Raw genomic sequence first — 23,808 nt, 5'->3', positions numbered from 1 at the left:
GTCAACGCAGCGAAAAAAAGATCAAGACTTTTCACGATTGCTCTCTCAGTATATTGCGGAGTATAGGATGGGCAGGGAGAGGTAGCTTTTTTAGGCTGGTGGCACTTCAGTTGGAGGCGGTGGCAACTGCAGAGGCTTCAGTCGTTACAGGCCGAGTTCGAACAAACTCATAGCGTTCCATCGTTGCAGCAGAATAGCGATCGTGGCTGCGGATCACTTTTCCCATGCAACGCAGACGAACGTCCTCGTCTGCGGTCTGGCCTGTCGGGAGTGTGATGAAGTATTCAATGATTTCACCGACTGGTACCGGTTCGTCTGCTTCGAAAAGTACTCCACTCGAAGATAGATTTAAAGTGAGTCCATGCACATAATTAAAGCGGTGCCCACTTCGAATCAGTTCGAATGGAAGCCGAAGCTCAAATCGTTGATTTTTTCGGTGTTCGATCACTGTCTCCTCCAATCTACAGGTGGGTCTCAGAGAGGTCAAGGAGAATGCTCGCGTGGTTACACCGCTTTCTACTAGTACTATAGGCGAGGTGGTTGGAGACATTTTGTTGCAAAGTTGTTTCAGATTCCTGTTTTTGGACCGCAGGCTGCGCTCCACACGTCAAATAGATTCGCAATGAAGAAGTTCCTTCGTTACCTCATGGGGATTGGCCTGGTGATACTGGGCATTATCGGATTGATCCTGCCGATCATGCCAGGCTGGATCTTCCTCATTCCAGGCCTGATGATACTCGCGGAAGAATTTCCGTGGTTGGATCGCTTTCTAAAAAAATGGATTGCCTGGGCGAAGGCCAAAGCGGCGCGCGAGAAAGCCCCAGTGCAAAAAGAGGAGAGCGAAACCAAGCCCCCTGCCGTATAATTCCGCAAGCGGGGGATTCTGTTGCAACGACTATTACACGGGCTGTGTGTCATTTTTGCCACATGTATTCCGATGTTCGGACAGCCTGCGGGCTATGCCGGAACTCCCGTTTGCCAAGCTTGCCATCCCGATATCTCCGCTGGATTTTTCCGCAATGCGCACTTCAAATCACAGTCTGACGCCAAGCTGAAATTCGAGCAAAAGGGTTGTGAAAGTTGCCATGGCCCGGGAAAAGCTCATGCCGAAGCCAGAGGCGACAAGGCAAAAATTGTCGCCTTTTCCACCCTCGCACCCAAAGCTGTTCTCGACCAGTGTCTGAGCTGTCATGCACAGCAGTTGGGCCGCGCGAATCTTCGCCGCAGTTCGCACACGACGGCAGACATCGTCTGCAATCGCTGCCATTCCATTCACAAGGCGGCGACTCCGAAGCTCCTCCTCGCCAAGCCGCAGACTGAGCTCTGCTACAGTTGCCATTCCAACGTACGGGCGCAGTTCTCCATGCCGGTGAAGCATCGGCTCAATGAGGGTTTTATGCAATGTTCCGATTGCCACAACCCGCATGGAGCGGACACGCCCACCTGGAAGATGGCGGCTCGTCCGCGCATGGTGGCGCAAGGTCTCCAGAATGAAGAGCCTTGTCTGAAATGCCATACCGACAAACGGGGGCCCTTTGTATTCGAGCACGCGGTACTGCGGGTGGACGGTTGTAGCAGTTGCCACCTGCCGCATGGCAGCATGAATGCCCGGCTCTTGAAGCGGCCACAAGTCTTTCCGATGTGTCTCGAGTGCCATAACGGCGCGGGGAGTTTTGGGCGTCAGGCCGATGGCATCCAGCTCACTCCTGCGACCCATTCCCTCACCGATCCGAAGTATCAGAACTGTACTGCCTGCCATACGCGCATCCACGGTTCGAATTCCAATCCGAGTTTCCTGCGATGAAACGCTGCTGGTGGATGATCTTCCCATGGACGCTCTTGGCGCAACCTACCGTTGCTCCTACTCCTGAAAACGTTGGCCACTCGCGTGGGGATTCCTTTTCCGGCTACAACATCCGGCAGTCCTTTGAACTGGGATACCGCTTTGCAGGCATTGAGGGCAATCGGGAGAAGTACCGCAGCGATGTGAACTTTCGCAACGGCCTGCGCCTGCTCCAGACTTCACTTTCGATCCATTCCCGCGATGGGAAGGGCAGGTACTTCGACGAGTTTCTGGTGAATGCACAGGGGCTGGGCAACGACCCCTATCAGTTTGCCAACCTTCGTCTGGAGAAGAATCGCCGCTTTCGTTATGAGATGAACTGGCGTCTGAACGACTACTTCAATCCAGGACTGACCCTCGCCTATGGGCAACATCTGCAGAATCTCCAACGCCGCATGCAGGACCATCAGTTGACCCTGTTCCCCCAGTCCCGCTTCCAGTTCTACGGTGGCTTTTCGCGCAATGTCCAGAATGGACCTGCGCTGTCGACTGCAAATCTCTTTGATGCGCGCGGCAATCTCTTTCCGTTCTTTGAGCAAATCCGCAGGGAGCAAACGGAGTATCGCCTCGGCGGGCAAGTCCAGGCGGCCGGCATGAAGTTGTTCTGGCAACGAGGCTGGGAGATTTTCAAAGAAGACAGCACCGGATTGCTCACCACTCCGGGGATCCCGCTGGATCCCACCGTCACCAATACGACACTCTCCAGGCTGCGCCGCGACGAGCCGTATCACGGGATTACACCCCACTGGCGGGTGAATCTCTTCACCGAGAAAGGAAAATGGTTCGCCGTCAATGGGCGCTTCACGCACTCGGCTGGGGCACGCCACTTCCTCTATGACGATTTTGGTGCCGGTACTTTGCGGGGCACCACGCGGAATGTCCAGACTCTGGTCTATGGCAATGCCCGGCGTCCGATCACCTCGGCAAATGGGAGTCTTTCTCTCTTTCCCACCGCAAGTCTCAGCATCACCAACTCCACCGCCTACAACCAGACGAAGATGGATGGCGATAACAAGATCCGGCAGTTCACCAATAACTCGCTCGATTCGACCTTGCTGAACTTCCAGTTTCTCGGGATCCGCATGGTGACGAACTCGACCGTGCTGGACTATGCCATCCGGCCTTGGCTTTCGGTCCAGGGCGGGTATCAGTTCAGCGAACGGCGGGTGCGTTCGACAGAAACGGTGGGGGACCTGAACCTTCTCGATGCGATCAAAGGGGAGCAGACGAACCGGTTGCACGCGGTGACAGCTGGTTTTCGCCTTCGTCCTCGCAAGGGGTTGACGATTGTTGCGGACGGGGAGTTGGGCCGCCAGGACCATCCCTTTGCCCCGACGAGCGAGAAGGATTATCATGCGTTTGGCGCTCGCATCGAGTACAAGCGGAAGTTGTTCCGGCTAGCCACGCAGGCGCGGACGAATCTCAATTTCAATTCCGCCAGCCTCTTCCACGCGTCCTCACGGAGCCGTAACTACAGTGCCGATGCGAGTTGGACACCCAACACGCGCCTGGCTGTGGATTTTGGCTACCAGAAGCTGCATCTCGACACGCTCAGCGGGCTTGCCTACTTTCGCGATTCTGTTCTTGTGACGGGAGATCGCTCCTACTATGTCTCCAATCTCCACGCTTCTCATGCGGGCGTCCGGCTGGCCCTCTTAAAGAAGGTGGATCTTTATGGAGGCTATGCGCTCACGAAAGATCGGGGTGGGCGGGCTCGGGAGGAGTACACGATGCTTCCAGCCTTGATCGCCGCGCAGTCTTTTCCTCTCACTTTTGTATCGCCGCAAATGCGGCTGAGCGTGCAGCTCCGGGAAAAGTGGCGCTGGAATCTCGGGTATCAATATTACAACTACGCGGAGAAAGTACTGTCCCAGCAGGATTACCGGGCGCATACTGCGTACGCCAGCGTATTATGGTCATTCTAAGACTGCATGATTGATGGCTATTGGCTCAGCACCTGTATTCTTCTGGCGATGACACTCGGCGTTGTCTACTTCCGCTATGCCTCGCGGACGCATGAGGGGAACTGGCCCATGGTTTATTACGGTCTGGTCTTGCTCCATCTGCAACTCTACCCAGACGGTATGGATGCAAATGTCGTCTATACCGCTTTTATCTGCGCGCTGCTGTTGCGTTTCGAATTCATGTCCGGTTGGATCTTAAAGCTCATCCAGGTGATGGAGTACGCCTGCCTGCTCTTCATGGCCTACCGGCTCTTTGACATTCTATTCGTCTAGTCGAGCGGAAGGCCAGATTCCTTGAGCGCCCGCCAGCCGCCGTCGAGACTGATGGGTTGTGTATAACCCATCTTCATCAAGTTGTCTGCGGCCAGCGCCGATCGGAAGCCTCCGCCACAATACAGCACCAGCTTGGTGCCCTTGTCCGGCACTTTGGTCTCGACGTCCCGTTCGATGACCCCTTTGCTGAGGTGCAGCGCGCCTTTGACATGGCCAGCGTTGAACTCACTCTCTTCGCGAACATCGACCAGAACATGCGGGTCCCCCGAGGCAACCAAGCTCTTGTACTGTTCGACGTCGATTTCAGCAACGCGGGACTTCGCATCCTGCACCAGGGCAAGAAAACCAGAATTGTGTTTCATTAGGCAACCCTTTCGATATTTGCGCCCGCCGCGGCGAGCTTGGACTCAATCTTCTCGTAACCACGATCCACGTGATACACACGATCGAGAATCGATTCGCCTTCGGCGACAAGCGCCGCCAGTACAAGCGATGCGCTGGCCCGCAGGTCGCTACACATCACCTGTGCGCCGGTGAGGGTACTGGGGCCGGCGACAATGGCCTGCTTGCCCTCGATGCGAATGTTGGCTCCCATGCGGGCGAGTTCCGGGACGTGCATGAAGCGGTTCTCGAAAATATTCTCGGTGACAAAGCTGATGCCAGTGGCTCCGGTCATCAAGGCCATGAATTGCGCCTGTAGATCGGTGGCAAAGCCCGGGTGTTCTTCAGTTGTCATGTCCACCGCGCGCAGCTTGCCCACGGGACGGATCTGCACCGCGTCGGCCGATTCTTCCACGCGGGCGCCCGCCTGCCGCAGCTTGGTCAATAACGAAGCGAAATGCTCCGGGACGCAGTTGCTGACAATGATTTCAGAGTTGGTCATCACGCCGGCGATGACAAAGGTGCCGGCTTCAATCCGGTCCGGGATGATCTCATGCTCGGCGCCGTGGAGCTTGGTGACGCCCTCAATCACGATGCGCGAAGTGCCGGCTCCTGTGATGTTGGCGCCCATTTTGGTGAGCAGGTGGGCCAGGTCTACGACTTCCGGCTCGCGCGCGGCATTCTCGAGCACCGTCGTTCCTTTTGCCAGCGCCGCTGCCATCATCAGGTCTTCTGTTCCTGTGACGGTGATGCGCTCGAAATGTACAGTATTGCCGCGCAATCCCTCCGGCGCCGCTGCTTCGATATAGCCGTGTTCCTGATTGACGGTTGCGCCCAGATGCTCGAGCCCATTGATATGGAGATTGATGGGACGGGCTCCGATTGAGCATCCCCCGGGCATCGAAACTCGTGCCACGCCGGTTCGTGCCGCCAGCGGACCGAGCACGAGAGACGAAGCGCGCATTGTTTTGACGATGTCATAAGGGGCTTCGGGATTCGTGATCTTCGCCGCATGAATGCGGATCGCGCCACTGGGCAGCCGCTCGACGCTGGCCCCGTTGTATTCGAGCAGCTTCAACATCGTGCCGATGTCGCGCACCTCCGGGATGCGATGCAGTGTGACTGGTTCCTCCGTGAGGAGGCAGGCCGCGATGGCGGGAAGGGAAGAGTTTTTCGATCCGCTGACTGCGAGTGCGCCGCTCAGTGGGGTACGTCCGATGATCCGAAATTTGTCCATGTAGGTTTGCGCTTTTACAGCAGTGCGTCGGCCACGCGATTGCCGGCTCTTGCCAGTCGCGATTCGGCTTCCGCCCGTGTCACTTTCAAGCGTCCCATGACAATTGCCGTTCGCACAACACGTCCGCTCTCCTCAAATAACTTCTCTGCTGCGTCGCGGTCCGTTCCGGTGGCTTGCATGATGATCCGCAGTGCCCGATTCACCAGCTTTTCGTTGGTGGGCTGCACATTCACCATCAGGTTCCCAAACACATAACCGAGCCGGATCAGCACCCCAGTTGAGAGCATGTTCAGCACCAGCTTGGTTGCCGTGCCCGCCTTCATCCGGGTGGAACCGGTGACGACTTCTGGTCCGGGCAGAACTTCAATGGCAATTTCTGCCGCCTGGCTGAGTGGGGAATTCGGTGAGCAACTGAGTGCGAGGGTGAGGGCGCCCAGTTCCCGGGCCGCGGCCATCGCGCCCAGGACATAAGGCGTCCGGCCAGAAGCGGCAATGCCGCAGAGCGTATCCTGGCTGTGGAAGCCGGTGGCCAGAAGCTCCTGCGCGCCGAGTTCCCGCGAATCTTCGGCTCCCTCCACTGCTTTCCGCAGCGCGGTGTCGCCGCCGGCGATCAGGCCTTGCACCAGTTCCGGGGAGACATCATAGGTGGGCGGGCATTCGCTCGCATCAAGGACACCAAGCCGGCCGCTGGTGCCGGCGCCGGTATAGAACAGCCTTCCCCCCGCGCGCATCCTCGGCACGATGGCGTCAATGGCTGCCGCAATTTGCGGCAACGCCGCCTCAACGGCGAGGGCGACCTTCTTATCTTCTTCATTGATGATGCGCACCATCTCGAGGGTGTCCACTCGATCAATGTGCGCGGAGGCGGGGTTTGCCTGTTCGGTGAGGAGCGTCTCGAACTTCATGCCAATTCAAGGATCGCACCGCAGACGCAAGAACGCCCGTTCTCATGCTTCGGGGGAAGAGCAAGAACGGGCGTTCTCTATAAGCGTTTTTTAACTTCTACTGCTGCACTACTCCGTGAGACGGATGAGGCAGGGAAGCGTTTCGTTAGGCCTGGAAGCTGGAACCGCAACCGCAGGTGGATTTTACGTTCGGGTTATTGAACTTGAATCCTGAACCCTCGAGCGATTCGACATAGTCGACTTCGACGCCGTCCAGGTAGAGCATGCTGGCTTGGTCGACGAATACCTTCAAGCCTTTGAAATCATAGGTTTTATCGAGCATTCCCGGCGTATTCTCGAACGCCATGGAATAGGTAAATCCAGAGCAACCGCCGCCTACGACGGCGATGCGCAAACCCGAAGGCTGCGGGTCCTGCGAGGTCAAAATCTCACTCACTTTTTCCGTGGCGCGTTCTGTCAGCTGAATCATTTGCGTGGTCTTCTCCTCTACCAATATAGGATATAGGATGTGTTCGGTCCACCAAAAGTCGCAGACTCTGTAGCTTAAGGTGTCCGTCTGCTATCTTCATGAGGTAAAGGCAGATCGTCGAAACGTGCGGAATAGCAGCTACGTCCATGAGGACATGAGCGGGCTAACAGAAGTCCTTCCGATTCCAGCCGTCGCGGTGAAGCAACGTCCCTTTAAGGCTGTGGACCGATCCCAAAGTGAAGAAGCGCTCCTCGTCGCACGCGTTCAAAAACGTGACGAGTTGGCGTTTCGTGAGTTGGTCGAACGCTACCAGAACAAGGTGTTTTCGATCATCTACGGCATCCTGCGCAATCGCAACGACGCCGAAGATATTGCTCAGCAGGTTTTCACCAAGGTGTATTCCTCGGTCGGCAACTTTGACTCGCGCAGCTCTCTCCTGACCTGGATCTACAAGATCACCGTAAACGAGTGCTACGACTACCTCCGCAAAAAGAGGGTACGTAAGCTCGTCTACGAAAGTGATATTTCCGAAGACGATTCGAAGCTGATGGAGAATTCCGAGTTCACCCGGGATACCAATGTGGCCGCCGATGTCCGGCTGGCGCAGCGGGATCTTCTCCTGAAGATGCTCGAAAAAATCTCCGAGGAAGACCGGACGCTCATCCTTTTAAAGGAAGTGGAAGGACATTCCGTCGAGGAATTGGCCCAACGTACCGGCATGAATGAAAATACGGTAAAAGTAAAGTTATTCCGGGCCCGGCAAAAACTGCTCAAAGCGGCACAAAGACTGCTCAAGCGGCCGGGCGCATCGACGCCGTAGTTTGTCTTGCTGTTTGCTGTTGGTATCCGCCGGGTGAGGCCGGCAAATAGGGGCTGTTGAAAAGGGCATGGCGTGTTCTGGTATCGAATGCCGGGTTGCGGAGAACTCCACGAGTAAGAGTTCCTGACAACTGACGGGCAGCCAGAGCAATCCACTTGAATTCGAGGGAAGAGGCACAATATGGAGCCACTACAAGATGGCTTGGAAGGTGTGATCGAAAGCGGGGAACTGCCGGACGATCACTCTACGGCCGGGGCTTACCTGAAAAGGAACCCCGCTGCGCGTGAAGAAGTTACTGCCATGATTGAAATTTCTCGTTTCATCCGCGAAACACTGTCCGTTGCACCGGACGAGATCGAGAGCTTGGAGCCAGCACCTGGCTTCTACTCCCGTGTGTTGGCCCGGATTGAAGCTGAAAATGGACCCCCCAGTTTTTGGAGTTTCTTCCTGGAGCCTTTTGGGCGCCGCTTGGTCTATGCGTCGCTCGGGCTGGCGGGGCTGCTGTTCGCCGCCACTTTCCTTGATACCGCTCCGCCCGAACCTCCAAGCGTTGCCACCATTCCGGTGGAACGAGTGGTGCATGGCGCGATCCTCGCCTCCGATGGCGACGGATTGCCCATTATGGAATCGAGTAGCCGTGACGAAGACCGCGGCGCCACCCTCGTGCAACTCACGACGTACAATCAGTAGCCGGCATCGTCACCATGACTGAGCGCGTCTCCTGGACCCATCCTAAAGTCATCACCGCATTACTCGCTGTCTTTCTCGCAGGCTCCGCGACCGGCGCCCTGACGATGAAGCTGGCTTCTCGCGGAATTTTTTCTCCTGCCGCACGCGCGATGCGCCAAATGGATCGCAGAGAGATGCTCGAATACTTTAACAAAGAACTCAAGTTGTCCGATAAGCAGCAACAACAAGTGGAATCTTTGTTGGACGATCATTTCAAATACCTGCAGACTCTGGGCGCCCAGATGGAAGAAGTGCGTGTGCATGGCCGCGAAAGTATTGCCCGCTTGCTCGACACCACACAGCGCCAAAAATTTGATAGATTGATGCTCGACTGGCAGCGTTCGCAGCGCTAGCCAGCCGGTCCAGGTTTTTCCAGGTTTCGGCGAGGACTCTTGAAACTTAAAGGTCGCGCGCGAATCTATATTATTTGAGAACGTTAATTTTTGAAGCGGCTCTCTTGAACCGGGAGCTTCCAGACGATTATCAGACCACGTGGATCATTTTAGGCCTGCCCTGTTCGCACGCCGGCTACTTGCAACCACGGGAAAAAAATTGCTAAAGGCGAATCCATCATGTCTGCTGCCATCCTTCATTCGACGCACGTGGGCGAGCTTGTTGCCGCTCAGATTCGAATCTCTCCAAGACTTCTCGAAGACTTACTCGAAGCGCTGGCTTCGGCTGATTTCCCGATCAATCCGGAGATCCGCCATGCCAGTCTCGGGAGCCGAGTCGGCTTTACGATCGTTCGCTTCGAGGTCCTCGATTCGCAAATTCCAACCTTGCGCGATGTACTCGCCACCTCTGGCTTTGCGCCCAATCTCCTGGAGATTAACCGGTCGCTAGGCGGTTCCGGCCGTTCCTACGACAAGGCCATCTAAACTGGTCTCTTGACCCTTCCTCCGCGCATTGAGCGAATTGCTGGTCCTCCGGCCAGCGGCAAGTCCACTCGCATCCTGGAGGCCCTCAAGGCCGATCTCCGGGCTGGCAACTGGAATACGCGCCTCCTGGTGCCTTCTGCCACCATGGCGGAGCATGTGCGTAACCAACTCGCCCGGGAAGGCTTTCTGTTGCGGCGCAATACGGTCTCCACTTTTTCCCACTTTGTTGCGGAATATCGGGGGACTTCGGTGGCGATTTCTGGCGCGCAGTTTGAACGCATCCTCCTCACGATCCTGAGCGAATTCTGTCCGCCCGAGTATGAAAAGGTGCGCGACACTCCTGGCTTCGTTCGGCATCTTGCGTCGGCGCTCGATTCGCTGGCGCTGGCCTGTGTTGATGCGAGCCGTCTGGAGGCGGGCCTGGCCGGGCTCTACCGGCGGGCGCTGACAATGCTCGAGGAGCGAGGGCTGGCCCTGCGCGGACAACGGTTGCTGGAGGCGGCACTGGTGGTCCGTAGCTCCACGCAGAAGCTGCCTCGCATTTTTCTCGATGGCTTCTTCGACTTTGCCAAGGCAGAGCTGTATTTTCTCGAAGCACTGAGCGAGCAGACCGCGGTGACCGTGAGTGTGGTGAACTCGCAGAACGAAGCCATTTGGCGGACTCCGCTACGATCGACGTTCCAGGCTGCCGACCGGGCCCAAGAGGTCTTGCTCATCGCCCATCGAATTCTTGAGCTGGCCGCGGATGGAGTGGAACTCCGGCGCATCGGGGTTTTGCTGCGCCACCCGGGCGCTTATGAAGCGGCTCTCGCATCCACCTTGACCCGGCTCGGCATCCCCTCCCGTTCCTATCTAGGCAGCCAACTGGCGCAGCACCCGGTCACCGCTTTTTGCCGCGATGTGATTGCTGCCGTTGCTTCCGATTGGGACTATGGGGCTGTTCTCAACGCCCTGCGCTGGCGCTTTACCGGCCTGGGAGGCACCCAGCAGGGAGATGCACTGGAGCGTCAAATCATTGAAGCGATGCCGGGCTCGGGGCTCACTCCGTTTCTGAGTGTGGCGCCCCAACTGACGGAATTTGCGGCTTGGCCATTGCAACGCTGGACTCCCGCCGAAGCGAAAACTGAGATCCGGAAGTTGCAAAGGCTGATGACTCCTCCCCATGCGATTCCGGATTCTGCTGGGGATGCCTGGCGCTGGCAGCAAAAGTCCGAGGCGCTGCAGAGCATTTTTACGGAATTCGATCGTGTCGCCGATACGCTGCCGGCGGCAGAATCGTTGTTGCTTTCTGACTATTGGAGTCTTGCCGAGTCTGCGTTTCTCGATTGCATGCTGCGGGAGCGCGATGCCCGGCGCAATGTAGTGCATGTCATGGACCTTTTCGAAGGCCGCCAATGGGAGCTCGATTACGTCTTTGCCCCCGGGATGCTCGAAGGAGAATTTCCGAAGCGTTCCACTCCCGACCCCTTGCTCAGTGAGGCATTGAAGCGGAATCTGGGGATGAAGACGATCGAGGACCGTCACGCCGAAGAGCATCAGCTTTTCGATCTGCTCCTGACACGTGCGAATCGCGAAGTGATCCTCAGCTATCCGCGTGCGAATGAAAAAGGGGACTCGACCTCGCCTTCGATTTTCCTCAAAACTACGGCAAGAGTGGCGCCGATCTTCCGCCTGGAAAGCGCTGCGCCGGTTCCGAAGATTGCTTCAGGACAACTTGCGCAAGGGTATCGCAAGGCCCGTCCTTGGAGTGCGAGCGAGTTTGAAACCTACATTGCCTGTCCCTGGCGTCACTTTGCCGCTTATGGACTCCAGCTTCAGGGCTTGCCTCCCTTGCCCGCCGAGCGTCTCGATATGATGTGCCTCGGCACCATTGCCCACAAGGTGATCGACGACTGGACGCGGAACCCGCAACAGAACATCGAGACACTGGCCGACCGCGAGATGGAACGGAGTTGCCGCGAGCTTCGCATTCCGGGTGGTTACCATCTGGAGCGCGAACGGATCAATCTTCTGCGCAACCTGCGTCTCTATGCGGAGAATGCGCCGCCGGTGCCGCCCGGCTGGGAAGTTCATGCGGAAGAGCGCTTTCAGCATACGCTCGAAAGCGGCATTGAGGTACGCGGTCAGATTGACCGCTACGACCGTTCTCCAGGCGGGGAGATCCACGCCTACGACTACAAGTATTCGAAGGCCGATCATGCCGCTGAGAAGAATCCTATTCAGAGTGCGCTCTATGCGATTGTGCTGGGGCAGAGCGTTTCCCGCTTTACCTTCGTCGGCCTGCGGGATGCGGCTCGTCTGGTTCCGCTGGAGGGGCAGGTGCTGCGCGACGCCATCCAGATTGCTCATGCCGAGATGCTGCGCGTCCGCGATGAAGTACGTTCCGGAATGATTCCGGTGCAGCCCTCGTCTCCGGACCACTGCAAGTACTGCGACTATCACGATGCTTGCCGCATCCGGACCCTCCGCCTGGAGCAAGAGGGCGGGGAAGAGATGGAGGCGAGTTCCTGATGGCGTTGACTCCGGCACAACAAGGAGCGGTGGAACGGGTGGGCCAGGATGTCTGCGTGCTGGCCGGTCCCGGCAGCGGCAAGACAAGCGTCCTGACCGAGCGCTTTGCCTGGCTGGTGGAGGCCCGTTCCGTCAATCCGCGCAATATCCTTGCGATCACCTTCACGGAGAAGGCGGCGCGCGAGATTCGCGAGCGCGTCTCAAAGCGCCTCCGCTCTTCGGTGGACCCGACTGATCTGGAACTGGCTCCCATCTCGACAATGCATGGTTTCTGCGTGCGGCTGCTCAAGGAGCATGCGATCGCCGCGGGCCTGGATCCGGCTTTTGATTTGTGGGATGAACGTCTCGCCAGTGCGGAGCTGTACGCGAGCGTGGAGCAGGTTTTGAATGAGGCATCTCGCAACGAGAAGCCTGCCATCCGTGCGCTGTTTACCACCTGGAACTCCCCGAATCTGGTGCGGGAACTCTGCGATCTGCATCAGAAGATCCGCGCCTATACGACAGAGATTCCGCAGGCCCGGCCGCCGCAAGACTTGCGCGCGGCGCTTGCGGAAATGCTCTCGATCGCTGGCGAGCTGGCTGCCGCCAACGCCACCACCGACGCTTCCCGTCTGTGGATGGACAAGTTCCGGCAATGGTTCGGGAGCGCGGCGGAGCGATTGGCCCGGCCGGATTGGGAGGCCATTGGCGCGATTGCTGCAATGCCGGCCAATAAGCGTTTGCCGGGCGCCTTGAAGACGCTGGCCGAGCCACTCTGGACGTTGGCAGAGGTGCTGCCTTCGCTGCTGGTGTCCAATTGCGTGCAGGGCGAGCGAGCGTATCTGACACGCTTGCTCGAGCGGATCTTTGCGCTCTATGCGCAGCGCAAGCGCGCCGCGGCACGGGTTGATTTTCAGGACCTGGAGCATGCCAGCATTCATCTCCTGGCGACACAGCCGCAAATCCGGGAGGAGCTGCAGCGCCGCTATGAACACATCCTGATGGATGAGGTGCAGGATACGAACCCGATCCAGTGGCAACTGGTGAATCTGCTGCGTTCTCCTGGCAGCTTCTTTGCGGTGGGCGACGTGAATCAGAGTATCTACGGCTTCCGCTTTGCGGCGCCGGCCCAGTTCATTGCGTACCGCGAAACGCTTCGTGTGGGTGGCGGCGTGATCGATCTGCTCGATCGCAATTTCCGGAGCCGTTCGGCCATTCTCAGCTTTACGGAAGACGTTTGCTCCTCGCTCCCTGGTATCGAGCCGTTCCAACTGGTGGCCGCGCGGCAGTTTCAGTCCGACCACACGGCCGTCTCTCTCCATCCCTTTGAGGAAGAGGCTGAGGAGCAGGATTGGATCGCGCAGGAGATCCTTGCGCTGCGGGACCAGTTCATTGTGGAGCCGAAAGGTACGGATTCCGGGCGAGCTCTGCGTTACAGCGACATCGCGATTCTGGTGCGGCGAACGCGTTCCGGGGAACAGATTGCCGAGGCCCTGGCGGCACGTGGCATTCCCTATACGCTCAGCGGCGGACAGAGCTTTTTCGACAAGCAGGAAGTCTGCGATCTGATCAGTTATCTCGAGGTGCTGGCGAATCAGACGAATGAGATTGCGAGCGTAGCCGTCCGGCGCAGTCCGCTGTTTGGCTGGAGCGATGATGAGATTCTGAACGGCGAAGGGCCGGGGGCTTATTCCGACCGCCTCACGCGCCAGCGTGCGCAGATTGATGAGGTGGGGCCGGAGCGCTTCTTGACGGAGGCGATCGATGCTTCGGGGTACCTGGACAGCCTGGCGCCGGACGGGCAGGCCAATGTCGCCAAATTCCTTCGCCTGGTGCGGGAAGAGTGGCAACGCGGCGCACGGAATCTCCGGGCCTTTGTCACGGAAATCCAGGCCATTCGACAGGCTTCCAATGAGAAAGCCGCGCCACTGGTGGATGCTGGGGACGCGGTGCAGATTCTAACGGTTCATGCTTCGAAAGGACTGGAATTTCCAGTAGTCTTTCTTGCCAGTGCGGCCTCGAAGGCGTCGCAGATTCCCGGGAGCCTCAGCTATGACCCGGACTTCGGCATCGGTGTGCGCTGGTTGAACCCGAATACTGGGAAGAACGTCGCCGACTATGAGGCGGAACGAATCAAGGCGAAGACGGCTGAGCGTGAGGACGCCGAATCACAACGGCTGCTCTTTGTCGCTCTCACCCGCGCCGAGCAGAAGCTCTATGTGTCCTGGGCGGCCAAGAAGCGTACGGGCTGGCTCAAGCATCTCGACCCCTATAAGGACTATACGCATCCTGTCGAGCCTGACAGGACCGTGGAGGCGGCGCCAGAGCCGCCTGTTGCCGCGCTGGAACGAATTCCCTTACGGCCCCTGCCGCCGCAACCGTCACGCCAATCCTCCACCACCCCAACCGATCTGGCGAAGTTTGCCCGCTGTCCCCGCCGCTACTATCTCGATCGTCTGGCCGGGCTTTCCGCTTGGCAACAACGGGGAGATGGCGATGCGGCAGCGCTTGGCACCGCGGTGCATCAGATCCTGGCCGGTCAGCTTCCCGAACAACCGAGTGCGGAGGCACAGCAATTGGCAGATGTCTTTCTCGCGAGCCCGCTGGCCGCGCGGCTCAAATCAGCCCGATGGGTGGAGCGTGAATTCGATTTTGTGGTCGCGATCTCGGACCTTGTCATCGAGGGTCAGATCGATCTGGTGTTCCAGGAGCCGGATGGGGTGATCACTGTGGTTGATTACAAGACGGATGCCACTGTCTCTGAGCATTACCACCAGCAACTGGCGATTTACCGGGCAGCAATCGCAAAGTTATTCCCGGACGCAGCCATCCGCTCCTACCTGCATTTTCTGCGCACAGACACCTGTGTCGAGGCCGTTGCGGCGCTCGATCTCTCTCTGCTCAGAAAATTTGCAGATGGCCTAAGCTATCCGACCGCGGCCGGGACGCATTGCCAACGATGCCCCCATCTGGCAGGGGCCTGTCCTGTGGGGCTCGACGCTTAGACGCTCTCGAGCCGCTTGGCCTCAGCACGATAAAAGGTCGCAACCGCATTCCAGTATTGATGCGCTTGCTGGTGCCGCTCGATGAGCGTCTTGAGCGTATCGAAACGGGATGGAAACTTGTAGGCAACTCCAGGAATTACGCCGCTCCGCAGGGTCTGTAGTTCTTTCTCGCATTTTTCTTGCTTGAGCCGTGCTGCGATCGCCTTGCGTTCTGAGGTCTCAGCGAGCGCATAGAACCCGGCGGCTGTCGTTGCATCTTTCCGCAATTGATTCGTTTGTTTGATGGTGAGAGAAGAAGAGTCCTGGAAGCTGGCCTCTGGAGTCCCAGAAAGTAATGCTGCCAGGAACAGATTGGAAACGAGCGAGCTCAACATGATTCATCCTCCATTTTGACGGCAGATTCATTGAAATTTGAAGTTCTGTGGGATATTTAGCCGCCACCGACAAACATCACCACTTCCACTTCCGCGCCGTCTACTAGCTTGGATGCACTCCAGTCGGATTTTCGTACAATCGACCGGTTCAATTCGACCGCTACCCGGCTGGAGTCTACTCCTAGGAAATCCAGTAGTCCCTGTACGTCCAAACCCTCGGGAACTTCACGCCGCTCCCCATTGATCACCACCCAAATCAAGCTCTCTTCCTCCTACTATTCCGTATGAGCGTTTGACCGCCCTCCGAAACGACAAGTATAGTGAAGTAAAGGCAAGCTTTCGACTCCGAGTCGATCGATAGTTTGTCTCTCTCTCGCCAATGCCTACAAATTACAGCGAGTTGTACTTCCCGGTCCTCGTCCAGATTCTATTCGCGGCTGCCGTTGCTGGTGGTCTCGTCTTCGCTGGCCTGTTCCTGGGGAAGCGCAACCGAAACGCCGCAAAAGATTCCCCTTACGAGTCCGGCGTCAAGCCCGTCGGCAACGCCCGGGAGCGATTCTCCGTCAAGTTCTACCTTGTCGCGATGCTCTTCATCCTTTTTGACATTGAAGCCGTGTTCCTCTATCCCTGGGCCGTGGTCTATCGCGAACTGGGCATGTTCGGCTTTGTCGAAATGCTCCTGTTCATGGTTCTTGTATTGAGCGGCTTCTATTTCGTCTGGAAAAAGGGTGCCCTCGACTGGACCACGACGCCGATCCGCAAAGCGAAGGACAGCTAGAACTACGATGATTTCTGAGCAACTCCAGGAAAACCCACTGATTGCCGTGCTGGACGCACGTTTTCCTGGCATTATTGAATCCGCCGTCGAACAGCACGGCCAGACGATTCTGTACATCACCCCTGCCCACATTGTCGAGGTATGCACTGTATTGCGCGACGAGCACGGCTTCATCCGCGCCTCCAGTATCACTGCGCTCGACTGGTATCCGCAGGAGCCGCGCTTTGAAGTGGTCTATCTGCTGCATTCGATCAAGCACAATCTGCGAATCCGTCTGAAATGCCGCGTCTCGGGTGAGAACCCTTCGATCGATTCCATTTGTTCGGTTTGGGCCGGCGCCAATTGGTACGAGCGCGAAGTCTTTGACCTGTTTGGCATCCAGTTCCTGAACCATCCTGACCTGCGCCGCATCATGATGCCTGAAGGCTGGGAGGGGCATCCTCTGCGCAAGGATTTCCCTGTCCACGGCCATAAATACGATTACGGCGAAGGGACGCACTAAGCAGCATGAGCGAGAGTTTCACTCCGAGCATTACCACTACCGTCGAGCCGATCTCAGACGCCGGCAGTAATCGCAAGATGACCCTGAACATGGGTCCGCAGCATCCGTCGACGCACGGTGTGCTGCGCATCGTCCTCGAACTCGATGGCGAGACCATCACCAAGGCCCAACCCGAAATCGGTTTTCTCCACACCGGAATCGAGAAACAGTGTGAGGCGCTCACCTTCCAACAGGTGATTCCGCTCACCGATCGCGTCGACTATCTCGCGAATCTTTCAAACAATCTCTGCTACTGCCTGGGCGTCGAAAAGCTTCTGAACATCGAAGTGCCGCCACGCGCGGTTTGGACTCGCGTTCTGCTCACCGAGCTGACGCGCATCAACTCGCATCTGGTCTGGCTGGGCACGCACGCCCTCGACATGGGCGCGATGTCGATGTTCTTTTATTGCGCTCGCGACCGCGAAGAGCTGCTGAAGATCTTTGAGATGTTCAGCGGCCAGCGCCTGATGACGAGCTACTTCCGCATTGGCGGCTTGGCGCTCGATCACCCGCGCGGTGGTCTCGAAGCCTGCCGGAAGTTTGTGCAGATGTTCCCGTCGAAGATCGACGAGTACGAAACGCTGCTCGACAACAACCCGATCTGGAAGAGCCGCACGATCGGCGTCGGCACTGTCCCTGTTGAGACGCTGCTTGCGCTGGGCGCCACGGGCCCGATGATCCGCGCCGCCGGCATTCCGTGGGACGCGCGTAAGGACGAGCCGTATTCGGGCTACCAGCACTTTGAATTTGACGTTCCCACTCGCACCGAGAACGATGTTTACGCCCGCTACCGTGTGCGGATGGAAGAGATGCGCCAGTCGCTGCGCATCATGACGCAGGCGCTTGAAGGCATGCCCGACGGACCCTTCCAGGCCGATGCGCCAAAGGTTGTCCTGCCGCAGCGTGAAAAGATGAAGACGCAGATGGAAGCGCTCATCTATCACTTCAAGATCGTCACCGAAGGCGTCCGGGTGCCAGCCGGCGAAGTCTACCAGGTGATCGAATCGCCCCGTGGAGAGTTGGGATATTACATCGTGTCGGACGGCACTTCCAAGCCCTATCGCGTGCACATGCGCACCCCCAGTTTCGGCAACATCCAGACCCTCGGCGTGATGTGTGAAGGCGGCTTGATCGCCGACACTATCGCCAGCATGGGCTCAATGGATTTCGTCCTTGGAGATACAGACCGCTAGCCATGACCTTTAGCACCGCCACCGAGAATAAACTCCAGGAAATCTGGGCCCGCTACCCCGAGGGGCGCAAGCGCTCTGCCGTGATTCCGATGCTGATGTACGCACAGGACGAAGTGGGCCAGGTCACCTCCGAGCTGGTTGCCGAAGTTGCCAAGCGTTGCGAAGTGACGCCGTTGCAGGTCGAAGAAGTGGTTGGCTACTATTCGATGCTGAACAAGGAGCGGATGGGCAAGCACCATGTCCAGATCTGCACCAACATTGCCTGCCTGCTGATGGGCGGCGAAGAACTCTGGAATCACGCCACCAAGCGCCTGGGTATCGGACATAAGCAGGTGACTGCCGATGGTCTGATCTCGCTGGAAGAAGTCGAATGTGCCGGCGCCTGCTCCTGGGCCCCCTGCGTAGTCGATGGCTACGAATACCACCACCACGCGACGATTGAAAAGCTGGATCGCCTGCTCGATTCGATCCAAAAGGTCAACTAGATGTTCAACGATCCCCATCCGGACGAAGTCCGAGTCATATCCAAGCGCTTCGGCCTGCCGAATTCGGCGAGCATCGACACCTATCTCGCCAACGAAGGCTATGTCGCCTTGATGAAGGCGATTGAGATGTCGCCCGAGCAGATCATCGATGAACTCAAGATTTCCAGCCTGCGCGGCCGCGGCGGTGCGGGCTTCCCCACCGGAATGAAGTGGAGCTTCATTCCGCGCGATAACCCGAAGCCAAAGTACGTTGTCGTCAATGCCGATGAGTCCGAACCGGGCACCTGCAAAGATCGCCTGCTGATCGAGAACGACCCGCACCAGTTGATCGAAGGCTGCCTCATCGCGGCCCGTACGATCGGCTGCAAAAAGGGCTACATCTACATCCGTGGCGAGTATCGTTATCTGATCGACATCATGGACAAGGCGCTGGCGGAAGCCTACGCGCATGGCTACCTGGGCAAGAACATCAAGGGCTCTGGTCTCGATTTCGATCTCTATACGCACACCGGCGCTGGCGCCTATGAGTGCGGCGAAGAGTCTGCGCTGCTGGAATCGCTCGAAGGCAAGCGCGGCGTACCGCGCATCCGTCCGCCCTTCCCTGCGGTTGCCGGGCTCTACGCCTCGCCCACCGTGCTGAACAATGTCGAAACCTTTGCCACCGTTCCTGCCGTGCTCCGCATGGGCGGCCAGGCTTATGCCGATCTGGGTACGCCGAAGAATGGCGGCACGCGCATGTTGTGTGTTTCTGGTCATGTGAATCGTCCTGGTGTCTATGAAGTGCCGCTTGGCTTCCCGATGCACAAGATGATCTACGAGGTCTGCGGCGGCATTCGCAATGGCAAGAAGTTGAAGGCGGTCATCCCCGGTGGATCCTCTTCGCCCGTCCTGCGGGCCGAGGAGTGCGATTTCCCGATGGATTATGACAACTACGCGCGCATGAAGACCATGGCCGGCTCCGGCGGCATGATGGTGATGGACGAAGATACAGACATCGTGAAGGTGGCTCTTCGTACCATGCGCTTTTACGCCCATGAGTCCTGTGGCTGGTGCATTCCTTGCCGCGAAGGCACAACCTGGCTGCGCAAGATTTTAACCCGCATGGATGAAGGCACCGGACGCCGTGCCGACATCGATCTGATCCATGAACTGGCGAAGAACATGTTGGGCCGTACCTTCTGTCCGCTTGGCGATGCGGCGGCGATGCCTACCATTGGGTTCGTCGAAAAGTTCCGCGAAGAATTTGAAGCCCGTCTGCGTGAGACTACTGTGCCCGTTGTCTCGCCGGATCAGTTGATCTCCATAAGCTAACTATGTCGACCCCTGCTGTTGCACCACCCACTCTCGTGAATTTCACCGTCGACGGCCGCCAGCTCTCGGCTCCTCCGGGAACGCTGCTGATCGACGCCTGCAAACGCTCTGGGATCGAAATCCCCGCCTTCTGCTATTACGAAGGCTACTCGCTGCAAGCCGCTTGCCGCATGTGCCTGGTGGAAGTGGAGAAGATGCCAAAGCTGCAGACGGCCTGCACCCTTCCCGTAATGGAAGGGATGATCGTCCGTAGCGAGACGGAACAACTCGCCAAGGCCCGCAAGGGTACGCTTGAATTTCTCCTGACCAACCACCCGCTCGATTGTCCGGTTTGCGACAAGGGCGGCGAGTGCGAACTGCAGGATATGGTCTTCCGCTACGGCGCCGGCGAATCACGTTTTACGGAAGTCAAAAATCACCAGCCGGAACGGCAATGGTCGCCGGTGGTGTTCTACGATCCCGCGCGTTGCATCCTCTGCTACCGCTGCGTTCGTGCCTGCAATGAGGGCATGGGCGTTGGAGCGTTGGGGGTCACCAATCGCGGCGTGCTCTCTGAGATTGCGCCGAACAAGGAAGATCATCTCGATTGCGACGAGTGCGGCGCTTGCATCGACATTTGCCCGGTGGGCGCGCTCACCTCGGACACCTATCGCTATAAGACCCGTCCCTGGGAGATGCAGCATGTCGGCACCGTTTGCACGCATTGCTCAAACGGCTGCAAGACAACGCTCGGCGTGCGCAACGATGAAATCATGCGCGGCAACAATCGCGACCGCAGCGGCATTAACGGCGAGTTCCTTTGCATCAAGGGCCGCTATGCTTTTGATTTCACCAATCACCCCGATCGCCTGACCACGCCGATGATCCGCATCAACGGCAAACTGGAGGCGGTCTCCTGGTCGAAGGCTCTGGGCTTTGTAGCCGAGAAGTTCAGAACAGTACAAGCCGTGGGTGGCAAGTTTGGCGCCATCGCCGACACCCATCTGACGAACGAAGAGTTCTTCTATCTGCAGAAGTTTGTGCGCGCCGGTCTGCAAAGTTCAAACATCGACCACGCGCATTCGGGCGACGTCGTCACGTTGTTTGACGCGCTGGCGGGCCGCACCGATGCGCTGGCCACCACCGACGATCTGTACAAGGCAAAGGCTGCCCTGGTCATCGGTTCTGACCTGTCGCAACAGCATCCATTGCTGGCCTTCCAACTGCGCGCGGGCGTCCGTCACAACAAGACAAAGATCTATACGGTGACGCCGGGCCCGGTGCGCGAAGCAAAGTATTCCGCCTCTTCGGTCACCGTGCCTGTGGGCGAAGAGTTCGCAGAGTTGCAACAACTCACCGAGACGCTGAAGGCTGAAAAAGATCTGGTCATTCTGTTTGGCGATTCGATCAAGGGCCAGCGGGTTCGTGATCTGGTGGCTTGGTCCGATAGCCTGGGCATCCCGGTGAAGTTTGTTTGCCTGGTGGACGATTCCAACTCTCGCGGCGCCGCCGACATGGGCTGCGTGCCCAATCTGCTCCCTGGTTATCATGCCGACCCACACCCGGGGCTGGCAACCTCGCAGATGCTGGCGGACGATCTCGATGTGCTCTGGATCGTTGGCGCCAACCCCCTGCGGGATCAGAAGCTTGCCTCCGCAAAGACCTTCGTCGTTGCGCACACCATGTTCCTCGATGAAACGGCCAGCCGCGCCGATATTCTGTTCCCTTCCGCTTCGGCGTACGAGAAGAACGGCACCGTCACCAGCGTCACCGGTGAAGTGCAGCGTCTGAAGGCGGCCATCAAGACGATGGGCACCAAGACGGATCTGGAGATCATGGGTCTGATTGCCAAAGAAATGGGTCTGGCGACGACGGTGGGCGTCTGGTCGCACGACGCGGTCTTTAAAGAAATCCACGCTTCCGTCCACGGCTACAATGTACCGCTGCCTGTCCTCATCACGGGTGGCGCGGCACGCACTTCGCCGGTGAATGGCGGGGTCAAGGTGGATGTCCGCATCGACGAAATCCGGTCTGTGGGTGACACCCTCTTTACCTCCGGCTCCCTGGGCCGTTATTCGAAACTGTTGACAAGCGTTCCTGAGTTCCCGGGCGCCCTGTACCAACGATGAACTTCTTCCTCCTTAGTCTGATCAAAACGGGGATCGTCGCCGGCGCTTTTATGACGACCCTCGCCTATCTCCAATGGATCGAGCGCAAAGTTCTGGCTCATATCCAGTTGCGCCTCGGTCCTTACCGCGTTGGGTTCCACGGTCTCTTGCAGCCGCTGGCCGACGTCATCAAGCTCACCACCAAAGAAGGCTTTGTGCCTTCCCATGTCAGCACCTTCTTCTATGTCATTGCGCCGTTTCTGGCGGTGCTGTTTGCGCTGATTTCGATTTGCGTGATTCCTTTTGGCCCCAGCGTTGAGATCTTCGGCGTCCGCACCGATCTTGGCCTGACCGACATCAACATTGGCGTCCTCTTTGTCCTGGCGATTTCAAGCGTCGGCGTCTATGGCATCGCGCTTGGCGGTTGGGCTTCAAACAATAAATACTCGCTGCTTGGCGGCTTGCGCAGTTCTGCGCAGATGATCAGCTACGAGTTGCCAATGGCGATTGCTCTGGCCGCTCCCTTGCTGTTGCTGAACGATCTGTCGCTGCGCGCCATCGTCGGCGAACAGGCGGGCTACTACCTGAACTTCATTCCGCGCTGGTCCATCTTCCAGATGCCCTTTCCGCAGATCTTCAGCTTCTTCATCTTCCTGATCTCTGCCTTTGCCGAAACCAATCGCGTTCCCTTCGATTTGCCGGAAGCCGAAAACGAACTGGTCGGCGGCTTCCATACCGAATACAGTTCGCTGAGCTTTGCCGCCTTCTTCATGGCCGAATACGCCAACATGATCACGGTCACCTCGATGGCGACGGTGCTCTACCTCGGTGGTTGGCATCCGCTGTGGCCTGCCGAATATGGCAGCGATTATGTGCCGGTGCTGCTGCTTCTTGCCGGTTCTGCGGTGCTGCTGTATCACGGCTTGTTCCAGCCGATCAAGGGCCGCCCCTGGGATCGCTTCTCGCTCCCCTTCTTTGGCCTTGCCTTCGGGGGCCTGGCACTCTTGTTCCTGGTGCCGGTGTTGAAGCCGGTGCTGATTCCGCTCTTCTGGTTTGTCGCCAAGACCGGGACTTTGCTCTTCCTCTTCATCTGGGTGCGTGGCACGCTGCCGCGTTTCCGCTACGATCAGTTGATGAACTTCACTTGGAAGTTCCTCTTCCCGGTTGCCATCCTCAACCTCCTCATCACTGCCTTTGCAGTGGCTCTCCAGGGGGCAAAGAACTGACACCATGGACCTGATTCTCTTTCTGATTTTCGCCACTCTCGCTGTTGTCTGCGCCGTCTCGCTGGTGGTGCAGAAGCACCCCATCGGCAGCGCGCTCTCGCTCATCGGCGTGATGGGTTCGATTGCCGTTCTCTATCTGTTGCTTGGCGCGGAGTTCATTGCCGCCGTGCAGATGATCGTCTACGCGGGCGCCATCATGGTGCTCTTTGTCTTTGTCATCATGTTGCTGAACGCAGGCACAGAGACGTCGACCGGCCGCTCCTGGCCCTCGCGCCTGCTGGGCATCCCGCTGCTCACTGTTTTCCTTGGCCTGCTTGCCTACCTGCTGCAGCGCATGGCTCCGACGCTGGGCACGGTCAGCTTTGGCGCCTTCAACACCGGCGCGCGGGAGATCGGACGCAGCCTCTTTACCAACTACCTGCTTCCCTTTGAAGTCACCAGTGTGCTGGTGCTGATCGCGATTCTGGGCGCCATCGTTCTCGCCCGTAAGGAAATCGACTAATGCCGCAATTGAACGCCGTTCCTCTGTCCTGGTACCTGATTCTGAGCGCGATTCTCTTTTCCCTTGGCGTTGCTGGATTCCTCTTCCGCCGCAACATCATCACGGTCTTCATGTCCATCGAGCTGATGCTCAATGCGGTGAATCTCAGCTTCGTTGCCTTCTCCCACCAGCTCCGGCAGGTGGACGGCCAGATCTTCACCTTCTTTGTGATGGTGGTTGCTGCCGCAGAAGCCGCAGTTGGCCTTGCCATCATCCTGACGGTCTTTAAGAACCGCCAAACCCTTTCCATCGACGAGGTCAGCTCGCTCAAAAACTAA

At 57.9% G+C, this 23,808-nt stretch carries 26 protein-coding genes; 19 read left to right on the top strand and 7 right to left on the bottom strand.

Annotation, left to right across the window (positions count from 1 at the left end):
* Positions 1-106: 106 nt before the first annotated feature.
* The gene (locus tag M017_RS0102560) at positions 107-448 is read right to left on the bottom strand and encodes a PilZ domain-containing protein (RefSeq protein WP_162179819.1); all 342 of its coding nucleotides are present in this window, start codon (positions 446-448) and stop codon (positions 107-109) included.
* A 174-nt stretch (positions 449-622) separates the two neighbouring features.
* On the opposite strand from M017_RS0102560, the gene M017_RS0102555 reads away from it, so the two are divergent.
* From M017_RS0102555 to M017_RS0102540, 4 genes are all read left to right on the top strand, one after another.
* Positions 623-865, top strand: a complete 243-nt coding sequence (locus M017_RS0102555; protein ID WP_155121192.1) for a PGPGW domain-containing protein — start codon at positions 623-625, stop codon at positions 863-865.
* Positions 866-937: 72 nt separating this feature from the next.
* Positions 938-1,804, top strand: a complete 867-nt coding sequence (locus M017_RS0102550) for a DmsE family decaheme c-type cytochrome (protein ID WP_051669440.1) — start codon at positions 938-940, stop codon at positions 1,802-1,804.
* Complete coding sequence (locus M017_RS0102545; RefSeq protein WP_155121191.1) at positions 1,801-3,768, top strand: hypothetical protein; 1,968 nt, start codon at positions 1,801-1,803, stop codon at positions 3,766-3,768. The genes M017_RS0102550 and M017_RS0102545 overlap by 4 nt, the downstream gene beginning before the upstream one ends.
* 6 nt (positions 3,769-3,774) lie before the next feature.
* Complete coding sequence (locus tag M017_RS0102540; protein ID WP_031495538.1) at positions 3,775-4,080, top strand: hypothetical protein; 306 nt, start codon at positions 3,775-3,777, stop codon at positions 4,078-4,080.
* On the opposite strand, the gene M017_RS0102535 is transcribed toward M017_RS0102540, so the two are convergent.
* From M017_RS0102535 to M017_RS0102520, 4 genes are all read right to left on the bottom strand, one after another.
* Positions 4,077-4,442 (bottom strand): rhodanese-like domain-containing protein, encoded by a 366-nt coding sequence (locus M017_RS0102535; protein ID WP_031495535.1) that lies wholly within the window; start codon positions 4,440-4,442, stop codon positions 4,077-4,079. The genes M017_RS0102540 and M017_RS0102535 overlap by 4 nt on opposite strands.
* Positions 4,442-5,698 carry a UDP-N-acetylglucosamine 1-carboxyvinyltransferase gene (gene murA / locus M017_RS0102530; RefSeq protein WP_031495534.1) on the bottom strand — a complete coding sequence of 419 codons (1,257 nt, stop codon included), beginning with the start codon at positions 5,696-5,698 and terminating at the stop codon, positions 4,442-4,444. The genes M017_RS0102535 and murA overlap by 1 nt, the downstream gene beginning before the upstream one ends.
* A gap of 14 nt (positions 5,699-5,712) precedes the next feature.
* Positions 5,713-6,603 carry an N-acetylmuramic acid 6-phosphate etherase gene (murQ, locus tag M017_RS0102525; protein ID WP_031495533.1) on the bottom strand — a complete coding sequence of 297 codons (891 nt, stop codon included), beginning with the start codon at positions 6,601-6,603 and terminating at the stop codon, positions 5,713-5,715.
* 145 nt (positions 6,604-6,748) lie between these two features.
* Positions 6,749-7,072 (bottom strand): HesB/IscA family protein, encoded by a 324-nt coding sequence (locus M017_RS0102520; protein ID WP_031495531.1) that lies wholly within the window; start codon positions 7,070-7,072, stop codon positions 6,749-6,751.
* Positions 7,073-7,226: 154 nt separating this feature from the next.
* Here M017_RS0102520 and M017_RS0102515 point away from each other — a divergent pair, with 154 nt between their 5' ends.
* From M017_RS0102515 to M017_RS0102485, 6 genes are all read left to right on the top strand, one after another.
* On the top strand, positions 7,227-7,892 hold the full coding sequence (locus tag M017_RS0102515; protein WP_031495529.1) for an RNA polymerase sigma factor: 666 nt from the start codon (positions 7,227-7,229) through the stop codon (positions 7,890-7,892).
* A 180-nt stretch (positions 7,893-8,072) separates the two neighbouring features.
* Positions 8,073-8,582: a hypothetical protein gene (locus M017_RS0102510; protein WP_031495528.1), complete on the top strand. Its 510-nt coding sequence runs from the start codon at positions 8,073-8,075 to the stop codon at positions 8,580-8,582.
* Positions 8,583-8,596: 14 nt separating this feature from the next.
* On the top strand, positions 8,597-8,974 hold the full coding sequence (locus M017_RS0102505) for a hypothetical protein (RefSeq protein WP_031495527.1): 378 nt from the start codon (positions 8,597-8,599) through the stop codon (positions 8,972-8,974).
* A 219-nt stretch (positions 8,975-9,193) separates the two neighbouring features.
* Positions 9,194-9,499: a hypothetical protein gene (locus tag M017_RS0102500; protein ID WP_031495525.1), complete on the top strand. Its 306-nt coding sequence runs from the start codon at positions 9,194-9,196 to the stop codon at positions 9,497-9,499.
* Between the two features lie 9 nt (positions 9,500-9,508).
* Complete coding sequence (locus M017_RS0102490; protein WP_051669439.1) at positions 9,509-12,010, top strand: PD-(D/E)XK nuclease family protein; 2,502 nt, start codon at positions 9,509-9,511, stop codon at positions 12,008-12,010.
* On the top strand, positions 12,010-14,994 hold the full coding sequence (locus tag M017_RS0102485; protein WP_031495521.1) for a UvrD-helicase domain-containing protein: 2,985 nt from the start codon (positions 12,010-12,012) through the stop codon (positions 14,992-14,994). Before M017_RS0102490 ends, M017_RS0102485 begins: the two co-directional genes overlap by 1 nt.
* Here the strand turns inward: M017_RS0102485 and M017_RS0102480 are convergent.
* Positions 14,991-15,368, bottom strand: a complete 378-nt coding sequence (locus M017_RS0102480) for a hypothetical protein (protein ID WP_031495519.1) — start codon at positions 15,366-15,368, stop codon at positions 14,991-14,993. The genes M017_RS0102485 and M017_RS0102480 overlap by 4 nt on opposite strands.
* A gap of 56 nt (positions 15,369-15,424) precedes the next feature.
* The gene (gene thiS, locus M017_RS0102475) at positions 15,425-15,619 is read right to left on the bottom strand and encodes a sulfur carrier protein ThiS (RefSeq protein ID WP_238325958.1); all 195 of its coding nucleotides are present in this window, start codon (positions 15,617-15,619) and stop codon (positions 15,425-15,427) included.
* A 128-nt stretch (positions 15,620-15,747) separates the two neighbouring features.
* On the opposite strand from thiS, the gene M017_RS0102470 reads away from it, so the two are divergent.
* From M017_RS0102470 to nuoK, 9 genes are read left to right on the top strand one after another with little or no spacing between them, the layout of a single operon-like run.
* Entirely contained in the window at positions 15,748-16,146 is a 399-nt protein-coding gene (locus M017_RS0102470; protein WP_031495517.1) for an NADH-quinone oxidoreductase subunit A, read from the top strand.
* 7 nt (positions 16,147-16,153) lie between these two features.
* Positions 16,154-16,648, top strand: coding sequence for an NADH-quinone oxidoreductase subunit C (locus tag M017_RS0102465; protein ID WP_031495515.1), 495 nt, complete (start codon positions 16,154-16,156; stop codon positions 16,646-16,648).
* A 5-nt stretch (positions 16,649-16,653) separates the two neighbouring features.
* Positions 16,654-17,880, top strand: a complete 1,227-nt coding sequence (nuoD, locus tag M017_RS0102460) for an NADH dehydrogenase (quinone) subunit D (protein WP_031495512.1) — start codon at positions 16,654-16,656, stop codon at positions 17,878-17,880.
* Positions 17,881-17,882: 2 nt separating this feature from the next.
* Positions 17,883-18,365 carry an NADH-quinone oxidoreductase subunit NuoE family protein gene (locus tag M017_RS0102455; protein WP_031495511.1) on the top strand — a complete coding sequence of 161 codons (483 nt, stop codon included), beginning with the start codon at positions 17,883-17,885 and terminating at the stop codon, positions 18,363-18,365.
* A complete protein-coding gene (nuoF, locus tag M017_RS0102450; RefSeq protein WP_031495509.1) occupies positions 18,366-19,676 on the top strand; it encodes an NADH-quinone oxidoreductase subunit NuoF in 1,311 nt (436 codons plus the stop codon). It abuts the gene before it with no gap.
* 2 nt (positions 19,677-19,678) lie between these two features.
* Complete coding sequence (nuoG, locus tag M017_RS0102445) at positions 19,679-21,784, top strand: NADH-quinone oxidoreductase subunit NuoG (RefSeq protein ID WP_035957619.1); 2,106 nt, start codon at positions 19,679-19,681, stop codon at positions 21,782-21,784.
* A complete protein-coding gene (locus M017_RS0102440; protein ID WP_031495506.1) occupies positions 21,781-22,989 on the top strand; it encodes a complex I subunit 1/NuoH family protein in 1,209 nt (402 codons plus the stop codon). The genes nuoG and M017_RS0102440 overlap by 4 nt, the downstream gene beginning before the upstream one ends.
* Positions 22,990-22,993: 4 nt before the next feature.
* Positions 22,994-23,491 (top strand): NADH-quinone oxidoreductase subunit J family protein, encoded by a 498-nt coding sequence (locus tag M017_RS0102435; RefSeq protein ID WP_031495504.1) that lies wholly within the window; start codon positions 22,994-22,996, stop codon positions 23,489-23,491.
* On the top strand, positions 23,491-23,808 hold the full coding sequence (gene nuoK / locus M017_RS0102430) for an NADH-quinone oxidoreductase subunit NuoK (protein ID WP_031495502.1): 318 nt from the start codon (positions 23,491-23,493) through the stop codon (positions 23,806-23,808). Before M017_RS0102435 ends, nuoK begins: the two co-directional genes overlap by 1 nt.

Source organism: Bryobacter aggregatus MPL3 (assembly GCF_000702445.1).
GTDB lineage: Bacteria > Acidobacteriota > Terriglobia > Bryobacterales > Bryobacteraceae > Bryobacter > Bryobacter aggregatus.
This window is presented reverse-complemented; position numbering and strand designations above follow the sequence as displayed.